Genomic DNA, 15,448 nt, shown 5'->3' with positions numbered 1-15,448 from the left:
CTATTTCTTCCTATCTGACGCCATGCTCTCAATCAAACGTAAAAACATGGTTTCTAAATCAGTATGAGCTTGCCAGCCCAAACTCTCAAGCTTGTCCGTATTGAGACGAATCTTGACTGTCGGATTATATCCTAGCTTTTCCACATCTTCTGCCAAATCAAAGACCAACTTCGTTTCATTGCTACCACTTAGTTCAATAACCATTTCCGCCATCTCACGAATGGAAATAGCCGTTTCTTTATTGGCGACATTATAAGCTTGACCTGCTTGGCCTTTCAGCAGAATGTAAAAAATGGCTTCAATTGCATCTTTGGTATAGCAGTAGTTCCGAACGGTTTCCCCTTTAGTCCGGAGGATGATATCTCTCTTTTCAAGGACAGCACGCGCAAACTGCGCAAAAACTCTGTTGTCTTCATAGCTCACACCTGGGCCAAAAGTTTGTGACAAACGAGCCATTCTAACCGGCACCTGATACTGATGACAATAGCCTACACACAAGGACTCTGCCATGCGCTTGCTTTCCGAATAACTGCTACGGACACTGGTTGGATCCAAATAACCGTAATCTTTCTCGCTAATGCTGGAAGCATCAGGATTTGTCGTCCCATAGACTTCCAGAGAAGAGAGATAGACCATACTGTGAACTTTCTTATTTTTAGCCAGCTCCAGCAGTTTTTTCGTTCCATTTACGGCTAGATCAATTGTCTCCACAGGATGCTCAACGAAAAAAGAGGAGTCCGTCGCACTGGCTCCATGGATAATATAATCCAAATCCTCCTCTATCTGCCAATCTGACAGCAAGTCAGCATACACTAGCTTCAGATTCTCACTATGTAAAAAATCCTGAAATAGATCTTCCGCTTTTTTCTGATTTCGTGCCAAGGCCACTACTCTGACATTAGCTTGGTACAAATCATTTAAAGCCATTAAGGCGGAAATACAGTGTCTGCCTATAAGTCCCGTTGCTCCGGTTACCAAGACTGTGACATTGCTCAGTTCTCTAAGAATAGGACTGACAGTAACTAGGTCTTCCATATCCTTTTGTAAAATCGTATTATTTGCCATATCAACCAAAAATTTGTGCATTTTCACGCGCTTCGTAAATCGCTCTAAAGATATAAAAATCAGATGGAGTCGTAATTTTAATATTTTCGCTGCCCCCCATGACTGTATGCAGAGGGAGTCCAAAATAACGAGCCAGTGTCGCAGAATCTGTCATATCAAACTGATTCTCTGCCTGAGCTTTTAAATGCAGGGAGTGAATCTTCGAAAGCGCGAAGGTTTGAGGGGCGACAGCTGTCTGACAAGTAGAACGCTCGATAACCTGATTAATAACATCCGCCTCATCGACCTGAATGACCGTTTCGATAACCGGCTTAACCGTAATAGCTGCCCCATACTTTTTGGCTGCCTCAATATTTTTAGAAATGATTCCCCCGTCAATCAAGGGGCGAACACCATCATGAATCAACACATAGTCGTCATCGTTCTTGTATTTTTCCCGTAAGACAGATAGACCATTAAAAATAGACATTTGTCCAGTCTCTCCACCAGGAACCACTTGACTGACTTTCTTGATATTGAATCTGGCTAATAAATCTCTGCAGTAGTCCAGCCAGCCGTCTACACAGACAACCACAATGTCCGAGACTGCTGGATGGTCTTCAAAGTGCTCAATCGTATGAATAATAATTGGCTTACCGTGCAACTCTAAAAACTGCTTGGGTAAGGTCTTGGTATTCATGCGGCTGCCTGTGCCGCCTGCGAATATCAGAGCTGATGTCGTCATACCGATACTTTCCTTCCTCTCCTTGTAAATCGTACTCTACTCAGTAAATCAGCTGCCATATAAATCACAAGAGCATAGATAATCCGATTAATATGGGTTGTCAGCAATGACAGCAACGTTTCCTGAAAGAATGAAATGACTAAAGGATACGCAAATAAAGCGAAAACAATAACCTTTAGCGGGGTGAAATAGCGTTTTTTGATAGAATAGTAGAAACTTCCATAAAAGAAGCCATATAAAAGCTGAAAGATAAGGACTGAGAAATAGCCAAAATCCTTGATAAAGTAGTAATAAATTGTGTAAACATTGGTTTTATCGTCGTTAAAATGAACAACAGGCAAGAAAGGTGTCAGCTCATGGCTAGACAGACCAAGGGATTTCAATGTTCCATAGATAGCAATAAGAGTATTTTCTCCAAAGACTTGATTATCGCTATAAAGAGTAGGATTTTTCAGATAATAGTCTAAAGCCTGAATGGGTGAACCCATATATTTAACCAAATTATCCAAAATTCCGAACTCTGCCCGACTATCCACTCGATTGAGAACAAAGGTTCCAACCGCCATGAATAAGACAAGGAATACAAAGCCAATTATCAGCAAAGAGCGAAAAAGCTTCACACCATACCTACTGTCTCTCCACGAATAATACTTCGAGAAAAACAGCATATACACAATAGCATAGCCTGCAACCAAGCCCAGCAACTCCGTACGTCCAGTAGACAAGAGGGAAACACCTAAAGAAATCAGACTAACCAGCAGTAACTTGCCCTTGTAAAAAATACCATCTTTTCCTGAAAAAAGAGACTCGCAAAAAAAGTAGAAGAAAACAATTCCTAAGGAAAAGTTAACCCGCAACAAATTGAGGCTAAGACGACTAAGAGAGAAATCATAATTTGTAGTCATATGCCGAGCCAATTCAATGGTTTTAAACAATCCCCCAGGTACCTGCTTGCTCTGTGCCGCCAAGTAAAGCAAATCGGAATAAATAAACCTGACCGCATAAGCCAAAAACAAGAGAACTAAAATAATGAAAAAATTACTCACCTTTATTTGACTAGGTTTGGCATCCAACTTCCTCTCAGCAAACAAATTCGATGACAACAGGACTCCCATTAAAAAAATGGCATTTCCAACAAAGATAACAGTAACCGTTATCAGAGAAAGTCCCTCTCCCCATTTGGATGAATAAAATGCAGTAAAAATGCTTGCTATCATCCATATTGCCAAGTATATAAAAGCCGGGTTAGCATAGTCTCTTCCTACTGTTTTGATTGTCAAAAACAATAGGAAGAGGCCACCCAAAATTAGTAAAAAAACCATTATCTTCCTTCTATTAATTCAACCCAATTATCTCTCAGTCTGACATGACGTTCTGTCTGTTCTTTTCTTTCAGGCGGTGTCATGTAATCACCGTAGCGATTGGTCAGATACTTGTCCGCATCATTAGGTCCATCGAACTCATAGCCTTCAAAGGAATACTTCTTAGCTGGATAGAAACTTTCATAGTCGATTGTCTCTCCCAAATAGCCTTTTACACCATAAGCAATTGTTATTTTTGAAGTCTTCTTATTAGACTGGATGAGTTTTTCCATCAACTTATACATATTAGCCGGCCCCATGATAAAAGAAGGGAAGCCTATCAGTCTTCTGATCCAAAGATTTTGTCTGAGTTCTTTAGATTCTTTAGCCATATAGGTCAGATGCGGAGTAAACTTCGTATAGCAGCGCGAGCTATTGTGTGACAAATCCAAGGCTCTGAATAGAAGTCCCTTGATCTTGCGAAGCATGTTATTCTCTGGGACAAAGTCAATTGGCAGCATATCAAGATAAAGATGTTTCTTTTTACTGAAACCTTCTCCCAAAACATCATAGTAGGTCAGTGACTTGCTCTGCAGCTTTAGAACCTTAAAGACACTGTCTGTCGCATCCGCAGGAGAGATCAGCTCGAAGTCCTCGCTGTCCGCAAAGATTTCCTGCAGACGATTGTAGTCCTCTCGGAACATCACCAAGTCGATATCATCGTCCCAAGGGATATAGCCCCCATGTCGCAAAGAACCAATCAAGGTCCCTGCAACCATGTAGGAATGAATATGGTGCCGACGACACTCTGCATCAAATTTTTTATACATTTGTAAATAAGCTTTTTGTAAAACCTTTAATTTATCATCCGTAATTTTCTGATACATGGGGCTGAAGCGTTCTCCCAAAGCCAACTCCCATTCAATCTTACTGGTTCCTCTCATTTTTCTTACCTCCCAAACTTTTTCAATAATCTCCTAGCAACTCCATTCAGTGAGTAGGTGTATACCAAATCACTGATGAAATCTTTTATTGTTCGATACTCCCTTATTTGAAACATCAGACCCAAAGCCCAAAATGGATTTCTAGACTGCAATAATTTCAGTCTAAGATTGGTCAAAGCCAAAGCCCTAGCAAGCTTGCGATGATCCGCCTCAGAAATCTGTCGCTCCTCTGCGATTTTTTTCACGGACTCATAGCGACTGATGACCTTCTGTAAATAGTCAATCCTAGATAACCTTGTTTTTTTAAAACTGAGCGACGACGCAGACTGGGTTACATTCGCCTGATGAATGCGATGCTGATCTAGAAGCTGGTCCAAGCAAACAACTTTTCCATACAATGGAGCCAGCATACCAAATAAAACATCATGATAGTCAAATCCAGGATAATCCGTATACTGCTGCTGCAAAATATCTGTCAGTACCGACTTTCTAAAAGCTGTCTGATAACCTGACGGCCAATTTTTCAGAAGCCAAGCTAGATTTCTTTCTCGACATTCTCCTGAAACCTTAGGTTCCTTGATGACCTGACCATTTTGATTAATCAAGTAAGACTGGCCATACACCATAGTAGCGTCTGTTTCTAACAGTACTTTCTGCAAGGCAGCTGTTTTATCAGGCAGCCATTTATCATCCTGATCAGCGAAAAAAACAATATCGTGCTCAGCCAAACTCGCTAATTTTATAAAAGTTCGATAATGGCCCAAATTTTCCTGATTTTCAAGCAGCTGCCAATCAGTTAGTTGGTGCTTGGTGATGTAGTCCCTGATTAGCGCCACTGTCTGATCTGTCGAACAGTCATCACAGATAATGACCTGATCAGGCTTCAGCTTTTGAGTGCGGATAGAGTCTAGTTGCTCCAAAATAAACTCCGCCCCATTATAGGTCGCCATCACGACAGAAATCATTTCTCCCTCCTTCCTAAACTTTTCATTCTAAATCCCCTTAACTTCTAGCTTTCTCCCTGTCTAAGCTAGACTGCTCTGTCTGTAAAGTCATTACTTTCTTCTGAGCAGATACTTATAAATGAACGCTTTTATCCAAATGGGCGTTCCCACAAAAGCGCGAATCATCAACATATTTTGATAATATTGCCCTCGGTTCAACATACCTTGTGACAGCAAAAAAGTATTGACTACTTTCCAGCTGGCAATCTGATCTGTCTGGCTTCTTCTCGTATGCATGCCATTTCCGACACGAGCATAAACCAAGACCCGATTAAGATTAGCGAAACGACATCCCTGAGCAGCCATTCTCGCCCAAAGATAATAGTCTTCCACTAAAGGCAGGGGCTTGTAATTGCCTGCTTTTAAAACAGATGATTTCTTGAAAAATACCGTCATGTGACAGAAAGGATTTCTCCGCTGCAACCTTTTGATAATTTCTTCATGGGAAAGCGGCATTTGTTTCTCTGCTACTATTTGATCTGGTTCCGCGTCAAATTCTATAATATTGCCACCCAGAACATCTAACTGTGGATGCTGCTCAATATAGTCAACTTGTTGTTGAAAACGATCCGGTGTCGCAATGTCATCTGTATCCATTCTAGCAATCCAGTCATAAGAGCAAGCCTCAACTCCCCGATGCAAAGCTTCTCCCAATCCGACATTTTCCTTTAAGGGTAGAACTTTCATCTCTGGAAATGTTTTCTTGAAATCTTGAATCGTCTGATACAACTCTTCTGTCAGCGGACCATCCTCTACAAGGACAAGCTCATCTGGCTTGCGGCTCTGCTCTATAAGAACGCTATTTAGGCTCTTTCTTAAGAAATCCGGATTCTCCTTCTGATAGACAGACATCAATACCGAAAACTTCACTAACAATCCCCCCCCAATCATCCTAAACTAGTTTCCCTTCTCCGTCTTCTCAATAGACCTCCTAAAATCTGCTACCTGATAAGACTGAGAATAGCTAGACATCTCTTTTTCATAAGTTAAATCTGAAAACAACTTATTCAGAGTCGAAACATGGCGGGACAGTCCTTTTAAAATCCAGTTAAATGCAGGCAGCAAGGCTACTCTCTGGCCATGAGTCCGTTTTATTTCTTTGACTAGCTGAGAGGTGTTGACATAGTCCTGATTTTGAGGATAGAAAACACCACTGTCTTGATTCTGAACAATCAGTCTGATAAACTCACAAAGGTTATCAATATAAATCATACTACGTTCATTCTGAACCAAAGGGAAGACTGGTAGCTTCTGAGCCAACTTTGACAGTCGCTTATAATTTCCCTTAGCTTGATGTCCATAAACCATGGGCGGCCGTAAAACTGCCAATTTGAAATCTTCGCTCTCCAATTCCGCCAGAAGTTGTTCAGCAGCTAGTTTGCTTTTGCCATAAAAAGAATCAGGACGCTCTTCTGTGTCTTTTGTGATAACTCGGTCTCCCAAAACTTCACCATAGACGCTCATACTGCTCATAAAGATAAACTGTTTGACACCTTCGCCTTTAGCCTTTTGAGCCAATTCATAAGGTAGCTGAGTATTGACTTGCTTATATACCGATTCCATCTCTTTTGATGGGTTAGAGATATGGACAATCGCCGCCAAATGCAAAATTACATCAAAAGACGAAAAATCTTTCTCCTTCCAAGTTTCTCTGCGGACGTCCAACTCATCAACCTGAACATCCTCTCGTGAAGAAACATACCTCTTAAAGCTCCGGCCGATATAGCTACCCTCTCCCGTAATTAATATTCTTTTCATCAGCCTTTAATCTTTCTTTTCCATATTTCCCGTGCCGCCTTCGACAACGCCTTCGCTCTTGGCAACACTCTTAATGGTGCCAAAGAAACAGCAGACATCCAATCCAAAAGATAGATGCTGGACGTAGTAGCCGTCCAATTCAGCTTTCTTGGCAATCGGCAACTCATCTCGCCCGTGAATCTGAGCCCATCCCGTCAGACCTGGTAAAACATCATTTGCTCCATAGCGGTCTCGCTCTTCAATCAAATCATACTGATTCCAAAGAGCCGGTCTTGGACCTATGATACTCATGTCACCGACAAAAATATTCCAAATCTGAGGCAACTCATCCAGAGACGTCTTCCTTAGAAATTTCCCAACCTTTGTAATCCATTGCTCAGGATTTTCCAGTAAATGAGTTGGGGTATCCTTAGGTGTGTCAATTCGCATTGTTCTGAATTTCAAAATATAGAAGTGTTTCTTATGCAGACCGACCCGCTTCTGTTTGAACAAAACTGGTCCTTTTGAATCCAATTTAATAGCGAGTACTAGAAGCAGAAAAAACGGTGATAAGACAATCATTCCTAAGAATGACAAGACTATATCTAATGTTCGTTTAAAAAATTTATACATGATTATCCTAAAAACTTATTGCTGTGCAAACTTTACCAAGCTGTCCTTGAGGTCATTTGCACCAAGAGACAGAAGAGAGTCCACATAGGAATCCACTTCGGTCTTGGGCAGCGACTGAACATTTCCTACAAAAATCTTTTCATAGACTTGATCATTGACCTTTTCCTTGGCAGACAAGAGCTCTTCATATAGCTTTTCGCCCGGTCGAATGCCTGCTTCCTGAATCTGAATCTCCTCTTCAGTATGGCCGCTGAGCGTGATCATCTTTTTAGCTAAGTCCAAAATTTTCACAGGCTCGCCCATATCCAAGACAAAAACCTCTCCCCCTTGCATCAAGGCTCCAGCCTGAATCACCAAGCGGCTGGCTTCTGGTATCGTCATGAAATAGCGTGTCATTCGAAAGTCCGTCACGGTGATAGGACCTCCCTTGGCAATCTGCTCCTTGAACAAAGGAACCACACTACCTCGGCTGCCCAAAACATTCCCAAAGCGGACAGCTGAGAAAAGAGTCTTTCCTTCTTCATTTAAACTGGTCACGACCATTTCTGCTACACGTTTAGTTGCTCCCATAACATTAGGCGGGTTGACCGCCTTATCTGTAGAAATCATGACAAATTTCGCGACACCAGCTGCCTTTGCTGCTTCTGCTACATTTCGCGTGCCGTAGATATTGTTTTTGACCGCTTCTGTCGGATTGTACTCCATCAAGGGAACATGCTTGTGAGCTGCTGCATGATACACTCGATCAGGACGATAGGTTTCCATAATATGGAAAATCCTCTCTCTATCTTGAATATCTGCAATGATTGGAATCAACTCAATGTCATCTTTATATCGGCTTGACAGCTCCTTATGAATCAAATAAATTGAATTTTCTCCATGACCTAGAAGCAGGAGCCTAGCTGGGCAGAATTGAGCAATCTGACGGCAAAGTTCCGATCCGATAGACCCACCGGCCCCCGTAACAAGCACAGTCTTGCATTTAATATTGGATTTCAAACTTTGCTGATCCAGCTTAACTTCTTTACGCCCCAACAGATCTGCAATATCAATTTCCTGAAGTTTGCTGACAGATAGTTTCCCCGTAATCACCTGTTCATACTTAGGCATGGCATTGACCTTGACCTCCGTCTGTTGGCAGTACTCTACGATTCGCTCGTAATCATCCGGAGCCAACGAAGGAATGGCAATGACAATTTGTTCGACTTCATAATTTCCCACAATTTCAGGTATCTGCTCGGTTGTTCCTACAACTTTTACTCCATGAAGATAGGTATTTTGCTTATTCTTATCGTCATCTACAATCGCGACTATCTTCAAATCTTTTGATTTTTGCTGGGCTGTCTTGATAAAGAGACTAGCACCATCCCCTGAACCAACAACAAGGGTCTTCGTCCCATCTACTTTCTTACCCAGTAAGGCTGAAGGGTGCTGCACGAATTCATGAATCTCCCGCCAAGTCAGCCTTGAAGCAATAACCAACAAAAATGATAGCAGCATAGAAAGGACAATATATCTACTGTTTGTGGATTCATAAAAAATTTTCTCTGCAATGTATACAATTGAGTAAGCTCCCAAAATTGAGCCCCCCACTCGAAACATTGTTTTGTAATCTGTATACCTTGTAATGGTAGAAAAGACATTCGACAGTGTTGCAAATGTCAAATACAGTATAATAATTCCCATTAAAATAGAGACAAAAGATAAATCCGTTATCCCGACATATTTTGCTAAGAAGAATTTTGAAATCCCCTGACTTATACTGAGCAAAATAATATCAACAATAATTAAGATGACTCTTTTTCTCGCTCTTGTCATGTTCCTAATCTCCCAATTATCCTAAAACTCTTTAATCCCTATTATTTCCCATAATTGCCATAGCTGCCGTATCCCCCATAAGTTCCGTAGGCGCCATAGCGTTCCAAGTCAATGTTATATTTATTGAGGACAACACCCAAAAAAGGAGTTCCCGTTTGTTCCAACTGCTCTTTAGCTTTCATGACTGCTTTTCGTTTGATATGGCCTGCTTGTGTCACCAAGAAGCTGGCATCGCATTTCTGAGCGATGATAGCCGCATCAATGACCAGACCAATCGGTGAAGTATCCACAATGATATAGTCATAACGAACACGTAAGTCCGTCAAAAGCGCATCAAACTGCTTGCTTTGCAAAAGCCCAGTCGGATTAGGTGATACTGGACCAGACAAGATCACATCTAGGTTGTCCAGATCTGTATCATTGATGACTTCGTGCAGGGCAGCCTGTCCTGACAAATAGTCCGTCAGTCCTGATACTTTTCTCTGACTGCTAAACACACCGGACATGACTGAGTTGCGGATATCCGCATCGATCATCAAGGTCTTATGACCAGCTCTGGCAAAGGCGGCTGCGAGATTCACTGAGGTTGTAGACTTTCCTTCATTTGCCGTCACCGAGCTTATTTCGACCATCTTGATATTGGCGCCGCTCAGCTGTACATTAGTACTTAGAGCATTGTAGTATTCCTCGGTTAGTTTGACAAGGTTCCTTTTTTTCCTAACTAATTCTAAGGTTGCCATTTTCTCTCCCTTACATTCTGTTCATATCTGGGATAACGCCCAACAGCGTCAAGCCCATGACTTCTTCAATGTCCTCTGGCTTCTTCACCCGATCATCCAGGATTTCTACAGCGATGATAAAGATCGACATCAGGACACTGCCCCCTAAAAATCCTAAGATAACATTACGCCGAATATTTGGTGAAGAAGGCTCTGCTGGGACTGTTGCTTCTTCCAAAGTTGTCACATCAGAAACTTTTGTCACTTCGATAATTTTCTCAGCAGCAATATTACGGAAGGCATTGGCAATGCGAGCCGCTTCCTCTGGATTGTCATCCTTAACTGTAATCGAAACGATACGAGTATCCGCCGGAACGGAAACGGTGATGTGACGCGTCAGCTCTCTTGGTGACGTTTGCAGTTTCAGCTCGCTAATTGCCTGTGACAGAACCGCCTGCGACAGAATGATTTCCTTAAAGTCCTTAACGAGGTAAGACCCCGCCTGCAAGTCCTGATTAGTCAAAGCTGCCTGCGTCTCGTTCTGACGGCTAACCACATAGATGCGTGTGGTGCTCTGATACATTTTCTTAGCAATAAAGACGCTGTAGCCAAAAGCCAGCAAAGAAAAGAGCACCGCTCCCAATACGATGGTAAATTTCTTCAGCCATAAGGCTCTCAGCAAGGACAGAATATCGATTTCTACGATTTGCTTTTCTTGTTTTTCCATTTTTCCCCTAAATCAATTCATTTTTTAATAATAATGCTTGATTACCGCCAAAGAGGGCCTCTGCCCGGCGGGAACCGTATTTCTTAGCGACGATGTCAAAGGCCTCCTTCATAAAGGGCGGTCTCTGGCTTAGATTGTGCATGTCGCTGGCAACAAAGTGGACCAAGTCCTTCTCCAAAAAGAATTGAGCCCGTTTTTTCATAAATTTATGCGAGTCTCCAAGCAGCTTGGGCTTCAGAACACTGGAGCTATTAATCTGAGTATAGCAGCCCATATTAATGAGTTCCTGTACCTTCTTTTCATCATTTTCCAAGCAGTGATAGCGCTCAATATGAGCCACGACCGGTGTTAGACCAAGCCGCAGAATCTGAGCCAAGCCTTTATGGATGTCCTTATAAGGAGTCGCCATGCTAAACTCAATCAGCACATAGCGTGTACCAGCTAGACTGGGGAAAATCCCCTTTTCCAACTTATCCGCCACATCGCTGGTGTAGTAAACCTCTGCCCCATAGAGAACCGTCAAGTCAGGCGCTACAAGCTCTGCCAGTTCTTTTACCATTTTAAAGTTAGCTCTAATGGTCTCCTCAGGCGTTTCAAACATGCCCTTTCTGCGATGAGAGGTAGAGATAATAGTCCGAACTCCCTGTCGATAGCTTTCTTCCAGCAGTTTTTTGGAATCCTCAAAATTCTTAGGACCGTCGTCCACATCAAAGATAATATGAGAATGGATGTCAATCATGGTGTTTTCCCTTCCATTACCTGCTGAATCGCTGCCTTAGCATTATCAAGGCTTTCTGGCTGGATTTCCATCATGTAGAGATTGGAATCTGGCATAGCATAGGATGGTAAATCCATGCGTCCGTTTCCGCTGATGGCTTGTGACTGAACTTGATAGCTTCCCCCTGACTCCAGCTGGGTATTGACCAGATTCATAAGAACAGGCAACTCCATATTGGTCTGGATAGAATCCTGCAAGCCAGAAATAATCTCATTGTAGTTCTTCAAAGCACTGGTTGAAGTCAGCTTTTTAATGACTGCTTCGATAACCTTTTCTTGATTTTTCCCGCGGTCATTGTCGCCACCCTGAAGAGAGTATCGCTCGCGAACAAAACCTAATGCCTGATCTGAGTTCATATGAACTTTCCCTACTGGGAAATGATGATTGCCGTGTCTGCTGGTAAATTCTTGGTCATTTTCAACATCAATCCCACCCAGCAGGTCTACCAGCTTGAGGAAAGAAGAGAAATTCAGACGAACATAGTAGTCAATGCGAATACCGTAAAGATTTTCCAGCGTGTGGATAGAAGCATCTACCCCGTAAATCCCTGCATGGGTCAGCTTGTCCATCTGCCCAGTTCCTCCATCTGCAATCGCCACATAAGAATCACGAGGAGTTGTCGTCAAGAGGACTTTCTTGGTCTTGCGATTAACCGTCATGATGATATTGACATCTGAGCGAGAGACAGATGAAATAGAGCCATAAGTATCGATACCGCTGACATAGATATTGAAGACATCCGCATTGGCATCATCCCTGCGCTTGCCGGTCTCTACTTGACGGGTAATTTTATAAGTATAGATTTTCTTTATCTTTGAAGCATAGTCAGCATCGTGAGAAGCCAGCATATCTCCAAATGAGCTGTTGAGGGCAATGGCCTCAGTCTCTTGATTGATGAGGGCCTTGTAAGCTGCGATATAAGACGAGCTGTTTTCCACTGTGAGTTCTGTCTTTTTAGTCTTCTTGATGTGCTCCAAAAGAGCTGTCACATTGTCCTTATCCCCATTTTCAGTCGGAGCTGTCAGCTTCTTCAGTTGCGTCACATCTGATTTATCGTTGTCTGTCCGAACATAAACGGCCATTTCAATTTCAGAGTAATTTGAGGTGGAGTTCACACCTCTAGATAAGTCCATCAGCTCCTTGACCCCGTACATAGCTCCTGAGGATACCAGCAGAGTCACAAGCAAAAGTAAGGTTGTCAGGACTTTGAACTTATTTTTCCATACAAAGAAGGCTGCCAGTAAAATAACAGCCGCTAAAAGAGCAGACAAAATAAGGTTCAGGTGATGAAACGCCAGAACATTATTTTTAAATATAGAAAAAACAAGCAAACCTGAAACCAAGCTTACCAATGTCAGTAAAGCTGCATTAAAGAGCCTCAGCTTCTTCCCCTTTTTAGAAGCAGGCACATTTCTCCTATGTTGATTCATAATTCTCCCTTTTTCTCCCCTGAGATATAAATACATTTTATTATATCATAAATGCATTATGATACACTAAAATATTTAAAAATATTTTAGTTTTTTCCAAAATTTGTTGACAAAAAAGGACAGTCTGTATTAATTTTCGGTAAATTCTTTCTTCTCTCTCGAAAAACCGATATTTTATACTGTTTTTGACAACAGAAAAAAAGAGGTAAAACCTCTTTTATATCAGTACTTTACTTGGTTTTTAAAGCATCTTATCCCTGTCAACTTGCTCATAGGCCTGAAGGCCATCATTTAGCTTGTCCCAGATGACTACTTGACCTGACTGAAGGGACTTCTGCACATCAATGATGCGTTGATTAGAAGAGCCGCGGAACTGCAACATGAGATTCTTCTTGGTAAGGTCAAAACGGCCGTCCACCAGAATATCAATCAAACTCAGCAGCTCTAGCTTATCCTCCGTTTCCAGCATCATCTCCTCCCAGGTGTAACCCGTCCAGGACCAGATATCCTTGCCTGGAAGCTCTCTCCGAATCCGCTTGACCAAGGGCAGGAGAATGCCTGTATTGAGAAAAGGCTCGCCGCCTAGGAGGGTCAGCCCCTGCACATAGGGTTCCGCCAAGTCTTTCATAATCTGATCCTCCAACTCTTGGGTATAAGGAATGCCGGCGTTGAAAGACCAAGTTGCTGCATTATAGCAGCCCTCACAGTGAAACATACAGCCACTGACATAGAGGGAGTTGCGGACGCCTTCGCCATCTACAAAGTTAAAGGCCTTATAGTCAATGATTCGCCCCTTGCTCAGCTCCTCACTTTTCCATTCTTGAGGTTTGGGATTGTTCATCTTCATCCTCCAAATCAATCCAGTAACGCTGACTTCTGTCTATTGTATTTTCGTAAACACCGCCAGCAGAGAGAATCGTGCGGCGGCTGGCTTCGTTGTCTTCATCGCAGGTAACCAGCACTCGTTCTAGTCCTTGCTTTCTAGCTTCTGCTAGCCCTAACTTTAGCTGCAACTTAGCCAAGCCCTTTCTGCGTTGACTGGGCCGAATAGAATAGCCAATATGACCACCCTCTACAAATAATTTGTCATTTAAGGACAAGCGCAGAGCTAAAAATCCCAGAGGCAAGCCGGTCTCATCAAAGGATAAAAATTTGATTGCAGGAACCCAGCCTGCTGGCAAATTGGCAGCATCCTCCTGCTGCTCTACAATCTTTAACCAATCCTCATAATCCTTTGCTCGCTTCCAAGCGGAGCCCATGCCACCATGCATATAGGATTTTGCAGCATTGAACTCCGCAATCATCTCTAAAATTGCATCTTTATCTTCCAAAGTTGGTCGTCTTAGCTCCATGCTCCCTCCTTAATTGACATCAATCCAGTAGCGCTGGCTTCTGTCGATTGTATTTTCGTAAACACCGCCAGCAGAGAGAATCGTGCGGCGACTAGCTTCATTGTCTTCATCACAGGTAATCAGCACTCATTCTAATCCTTGTTTTCGAGCCTCTGCAAGTCCTAGCTCTAGCTGCAACTTAGCCAATCCCTTTCTGCGTTGACTGGGCCGGATAGAATAGCCAATATGCCCACCCTCCACAAATAATTTGTCATTTAAGGACAGGCGTAAAGCTAAAAAGCCCAGAGGCAAGCCGGTCTCATCAAAGGATAAAAATTTGATTGCAGGAACCCAGCCTGCTGGCAAATTGGCAGCATCCTCCTGCCGTTCTACAATTTTCAACCAACCCTCATAATCCTTTGCTCGCTTCCAAGTGGAGCCCATGCCACCGTGCATATAGGATTTTGCTGCATCGAACTCCGCAATCATCTCTAAAATCGCGTCTTTATCTTCCAAAGTTGGTCGTCTTAGCTCCATACTCCCTCCTTAATCAACATTAATCCAGTAACGCTCTTTCCCGTCTCGAACATCCTCTAAAGCTCCGCCATTAGCCAGAATCACTGCTCGACTGGCAGCATTATCACAATCGCAAGTCACTAGGACTCGTTTAATATTTTTACTTTCGGCTACTTGCAAACCTTGTCGCAGTTGCTCTTTTGCGAGTCCTTTGCCACGCGCAGAGGGACGAATACTATAGCCGATATGCCCACCTTCTTGGAGCAGATACTCATTGAGCTGCAAACGCAAATTAAGAAAACCCACAGCCTGACCATCCGCAGTAAAAGTCACAAGCTGAATGTAAGGCACAAAACCTTGCGGCAAGCCTAGACCTGCCTCGGCTAGCTGAATCGTCTCCAGCCAGTCCTCATAGACAAAATCTGCTCCGCCAAAGAAGCCGTCCTGTCGGCTACCAGCTACTTCAAAGTCAGCCAGCATCTCTAAAATTTTTTCCTTGTCTTCTAGTTCCGGTCGTCTCAGCTCCATACTTCCTCCTGATACGAAGAGAGTGAGACCGCCTTGCGCCCCACTCTGACTTCTATTGTTTCTTGTTCTTTTCTAAAAATTGCTGACGCAGTTTGGCCAATCGCTCTTTCTTACCGCTGCCGCCCTGCGAATGTTTTTCGTGGAAACGCTGCACCTGAGCCTTTCCTTTGTCGTCCAACTGATACTTTCCCAT

At 42.8% G+C, this 15,448-nt stretch carries 17 protein-coding genes and 1 pseudogene; all 18 read right to left on the bottom strand.

Annotated features, from left to right (window positions below):
- Nucleotides 1–1,086 carry an NAD-dependent epimerase/dehydratase family protein gene (locus tag FKX92_RS05645; RefSeq protein WP_187759393.1) on the bottom strand — a complete coding sequence of 362 codons (1,086 nt, stop codon included), beginning with the start codon at nt 1,084–1,086 and terminating at the stop codon, nt 1–3.
- The gene (gene ispD / locus FKX92_RS05640) at nt 1,067–1,789 is read right to left on the bottom strand and encodes a 2-C-methyl-D-erythritol 4-phosphate cytidylyltransferase (protein WP_002894037.1); all 723 of its coding nucleotides are present in this window, start codon (nt 1,787–1,789) and stop codon (nt 1,067–1,069) included. The genes FKX92_RS05645 and ispD overlap by 20 nt, the downstream gene beginning before the upstream one ends.
- Nucleotides 1,786–3,111, bottom strand: coding sequence for an O-antigen polymerase (locus FKX92_RS05635; RefSeq protein WP_149565771.1), 1,326 nt, complete (start codon nt 3,109–3,111; stop codon nt 1,786–1,788). The genes ispD and FKX92_RS05635 overlap by 4 nt, the downstream gene beginning before the upstream one ends.
- Complete coding sequence (locus tag FKX92_RS05630) at nt 3,111–4,034, bottom strand: LicD family protein (RefSeq protein ID WP_149565770.1); 924 nt, start codon at nt 4,032–4,034, stop codon at nt 3,111–3,113. The genes FKX92_RS05635 and FKX92_RS05630 overlap by 1 nt, the downstream gene beginning before the upstream one ends.
- Nucleotides 4,035–4,039: 5 nt before the next feature.
- Nucleotides 4,040–4,999, bottom strand: a complete 960-nt coding sequence (locus tag FKX92_RS05625) for a glycosyltransferase family 2 protein (protein WP_149565769.1) — start codon at nt 4,997–4,999, stop codon at nt 4,040–4,042.
- 90 nt (nt 5,000–5,089) lie between these two features.
- Nucleotides 5,090–5,929, bottom strand: a complete 840-nt coding sequence (locus tag FKX92_RS05620) for a glycosyltransferase (RefSeq protein ID WP_187759392.1) — start codon at nt 5,927–5,929, stop codon at nt 5,090–5,092.
- Between the two features lie 6 nt (nt 5,930–5,935).
- The gene (locus FKX92_RS05615) at nt 5,936–6,796 is read right to left on the bottom strand and encodes an NAD-dependent epimerase/dehydratase family protein (RefSeq protein WP_149565768.1); all 861 of its coding nucleotides are present in this window, start codon (nt 6,794–6,796) and stop codon (nt 5,936–5,938) included.
- A gap of 6 nt (nt 6,797–6,802) precedes the next feature.
- On the bottom strand, nt 6,803–7,408 hold the full coding sequence (locus FKX92_RS05610; RefSeq protein ID WP_149565767.1) for a sugar transferase: 606 nt from the start codon (nt 7,406–7,408) through the stop codon (nt 6,803–6,805).
- A gap of 15 nt (nt 7,409–7,423) precedes the next feature.
- Nucleotides 7,424–9,226, bottom strand: coding sequence for a polysaccharide biosynthesis protein (locus FKX92_RS05605; protein ID WP_149565766.1), 1,803 nt, complete (start codon nt 9,224–9,226; stop codon nt 7,424–7,426).
- A gap of 41 nt (nt 9,227–9,267) precedes the next feature.
- Nucleotides 9,268–9,966 (bottom strand): polysaccharide biosynthesis tyrosine autokinase, encoded by a 699-nt coding sequence (locus tag FKX92_RS05600; protein ID WP_002911466.1) that lies wholly within the window; start codon nt 9,964–9,966, stop codon nt 9,268–9,270.
- A gap of 10 nt (nt 9,967–9,976) precedes the next feature.
- Entirely contained in the window at nt 9,977–10,672 is a 696-nt protein-coding gene (locus FKX92_RS05595) for a Wzz/FepE/Etk N-terminal domain-containing protein (protein WP_002894051.1), read from the bottom strand.
- 7 nt (nt 10,673–10,679) lie between these two features.
- A complete protein-coding gene (gene cps4B / locus FKX92_RS05590) occupies nt 10,680–11,411 on the bottom strand; it encodes a capsular polysaccharide biosynthesis protein Cps4B (protein WP_002902058.1) in 732 nt (243 codons plus the stop codon).
- Nucleotides 11,408–12,880, bottom strand: a complete 1,473-nt coding sequence (cpsA, locus tag FKX92_RS05585) for an LCP family glycopolymer transferase CpsA (protein ID WP_457654769.1) — start codon at nt 12,878–12,880, stop codon at nt 11,408–11,410. Before cpsA ends, cps4B begins: the two co-directional genes overlap by 4 nt.
- Before the next feature lie 241 nt (nt 12,881–13,121).
- The gene (gene nrdG / locus FKX92_RS05580; protein ID WP_187759391.1) at nt 13,122–13,721 is read right to left on the bottom strand and encodes an anaerobic ribonucleoside-triphosphate reductase activating protein; all 600 of its coding nucleotides are present in this window, start codon (nt 13,719–13,721) and stop codon (nt 13,122–13,124) included.
- The gene (locus tag FKX92_RS05575; RefSeq protein ID WP_149565763.1) at nt 13,687–14,232 is read right to left on the bottom strand and encodes a GNAT family N-acetyltransferase; all 546 of its coding nucleotides are present in this window, start codon (nt 14,230–14,232) and stop codon (nt 13,687–13,689) included. The genes nrdG and FKX92_RS05575 overlap by 35 nt, the downstream gene beginning before the upstream one ends.
- A gap of 9 nt (nt 14,233–14,241) precedes the next feature.
- Nucleotides 14,242–14,748: pseudogene (locus tag FKX92_RS05570) on the bottom strand (GNAT family N-acetyltransferase).
- A 9-nt stretch (nt 14,749–14,757) separates the two neighbouring features.
- Nucleotides 14,758–15,255 (bottom strand): GNAT family N-acetyltransferase, encoded by a 498-nt coding sequence (locus FKX92_RS05565; protein WP_149565762.1) that lies wholly within the window; start codon nt 15,253–15,255, stop codon nt 14,758–14,760.
- 52 nt (nt 15,256–15,307) lie between these two features.
- The gene (locus FKX92_RS05560; protein WP_002894059.1) at nt 15,308–15,448 is read right to left on the bottom strand and encodes a hypothetical protein; all 141 of its coding nucleotides are present in this window, start codon (nt 15,446–15,448) and stop codon (nt 15,308–15,310) included.

This window comes from Streptococcus sanguinis, from assembly GCF_008329445.1.
Taxonomy (GTDB): domain Bacteria; phylum Bacillota; class Bacilli; order Lactobacillales; family Streptococcaceae; genus Streptococcus; species Streptococcus sanguinis_O.
This window is presented reverse-complemented; position numbering and strand designations above follow the sequence as displayed.

Excerpts from the sequence above, each read along its gene's own strand:
- FKX92_RS05610 (WP_149565767.1), bottom strand. The coding sequence starts at position 7,408 with ATGTATAAATTTTTTAAACGAACATTAGATATAGTCTTGTCATTCTTA.
- FKX92_RS05560 (WP_002894059.1), bottom strand. The coding sequence starts at position 15,448 with ATGGGAAAGTATCAGTTGGACGACAAAGGAAAGGCTCAGGTGCAGCGT.
- FKX92_RS05595 (WP_002894051.1), bottom strand. The coding sequence starts at position 10,672 with ATGGAAAAACAAGAAAAGCAAATCGTAGAAATCGATATTCTGTCCTTG.
- ispD (WP_002894037.1), bottom strand. The coding sequence starts at position 1,789 with ATGACGACATCAGCTCTGATATTCGCAGGCGGCACAGGCAGCCGCATG.
- FKX92_RS05605 (WP_149565766.1), bottom strand. The coding sequence starts at position 9,226 with ATGACAAGAGCGAGAAAAAGAGTCATCTTAATTATTGTTGATATTATT.
- cpsA (WP_457654769.1), bottom strand. The coding sequence starts at position 12,880 with ATGAATCAACATAGGAGAAATGTGCCTGCTTCTAAAAAGGGGAAGAAG.
- FKX92_RS05620 (WP_187759392.1), bottom strand. The coding sequence starts at position 5,929 with ATGATTGGGGGGGGATTGTTAGTGAAGTTTTCGGTATTGATGTCTGTC.
- FKX92_RS05565 (WP_149565762.1), bottom strand. The coding sequence starts at position 15,255 with ATGGAGCTGAGACGACCGGAACTAGAAGACAAGGAAAAAATTTTAGAG.
- FKX92_RS05615 (WP_149565768.1), bottom strand. The coding sequence starts at position 6,796 with ATGAAAAGAATATTAATTACGGGAGAGGGTAGCTATATCGGCCGGAGC.
- cps4B (WP_002902058.1), bottom strand. The coding sequence starts at position 11,411 with ATGATTGACATCCATTCTCATATTATCTTTGATGTGGACGACGGTCCT.
- FKX92_RS05635 (WP_149565771.1), bottom strand. The coding sequence starts at position 3,111 with ATGGTTTTTTTACTAATTTTGGGTGGCCTCTTCCTATTGTTTTTGACA.
- FKX92_RS05625 (WP_149565769.1), bottom strand. The coding sequence starts at position 4,999 with ATGATTTCTGTCGTGATGGCGACCTATAATGGGGCGGAGTTTATTTTG.
- FKX92_RS05645 (WP_187759393.1), bottom strand. The coding sequence starts at position 1,086 with ATGCACAAATTTTTGGTTGATATGGCAAATAATACGATTTTACAAAAG.
- nrdG (WP_187759391.1), bottom strand. The coding sequence starts at position 13,721 with ATGAACAATCCCAAACCTCAAGAATGGAAAAGTGAGGAGCTGAGCAAG.
- FKX92_RS05575 (WP_149565763.1), bottom strand. The coding sequence starts at position 14,232 with ATGGAGCTAAGACGACCAACTTTGGAAGATAAAGATGCAATTTTAGAG.
- FKX92_RS05630 (WP_149565770.1), bottom strand. The coding sequence starts at position 4,034 with ATGAGAGGAACCAGTAAGATTGAATGGGAGTTGGCTTTGGGAGAACGC.
- FKX92_RS05600 (WP_002911466.1), bottom strand. The coding sequence starts at position 9,966 with ATGGCAACCTTAGAATTAGTTAGGAAAAAAAGGAACCTTGTCAAACTA.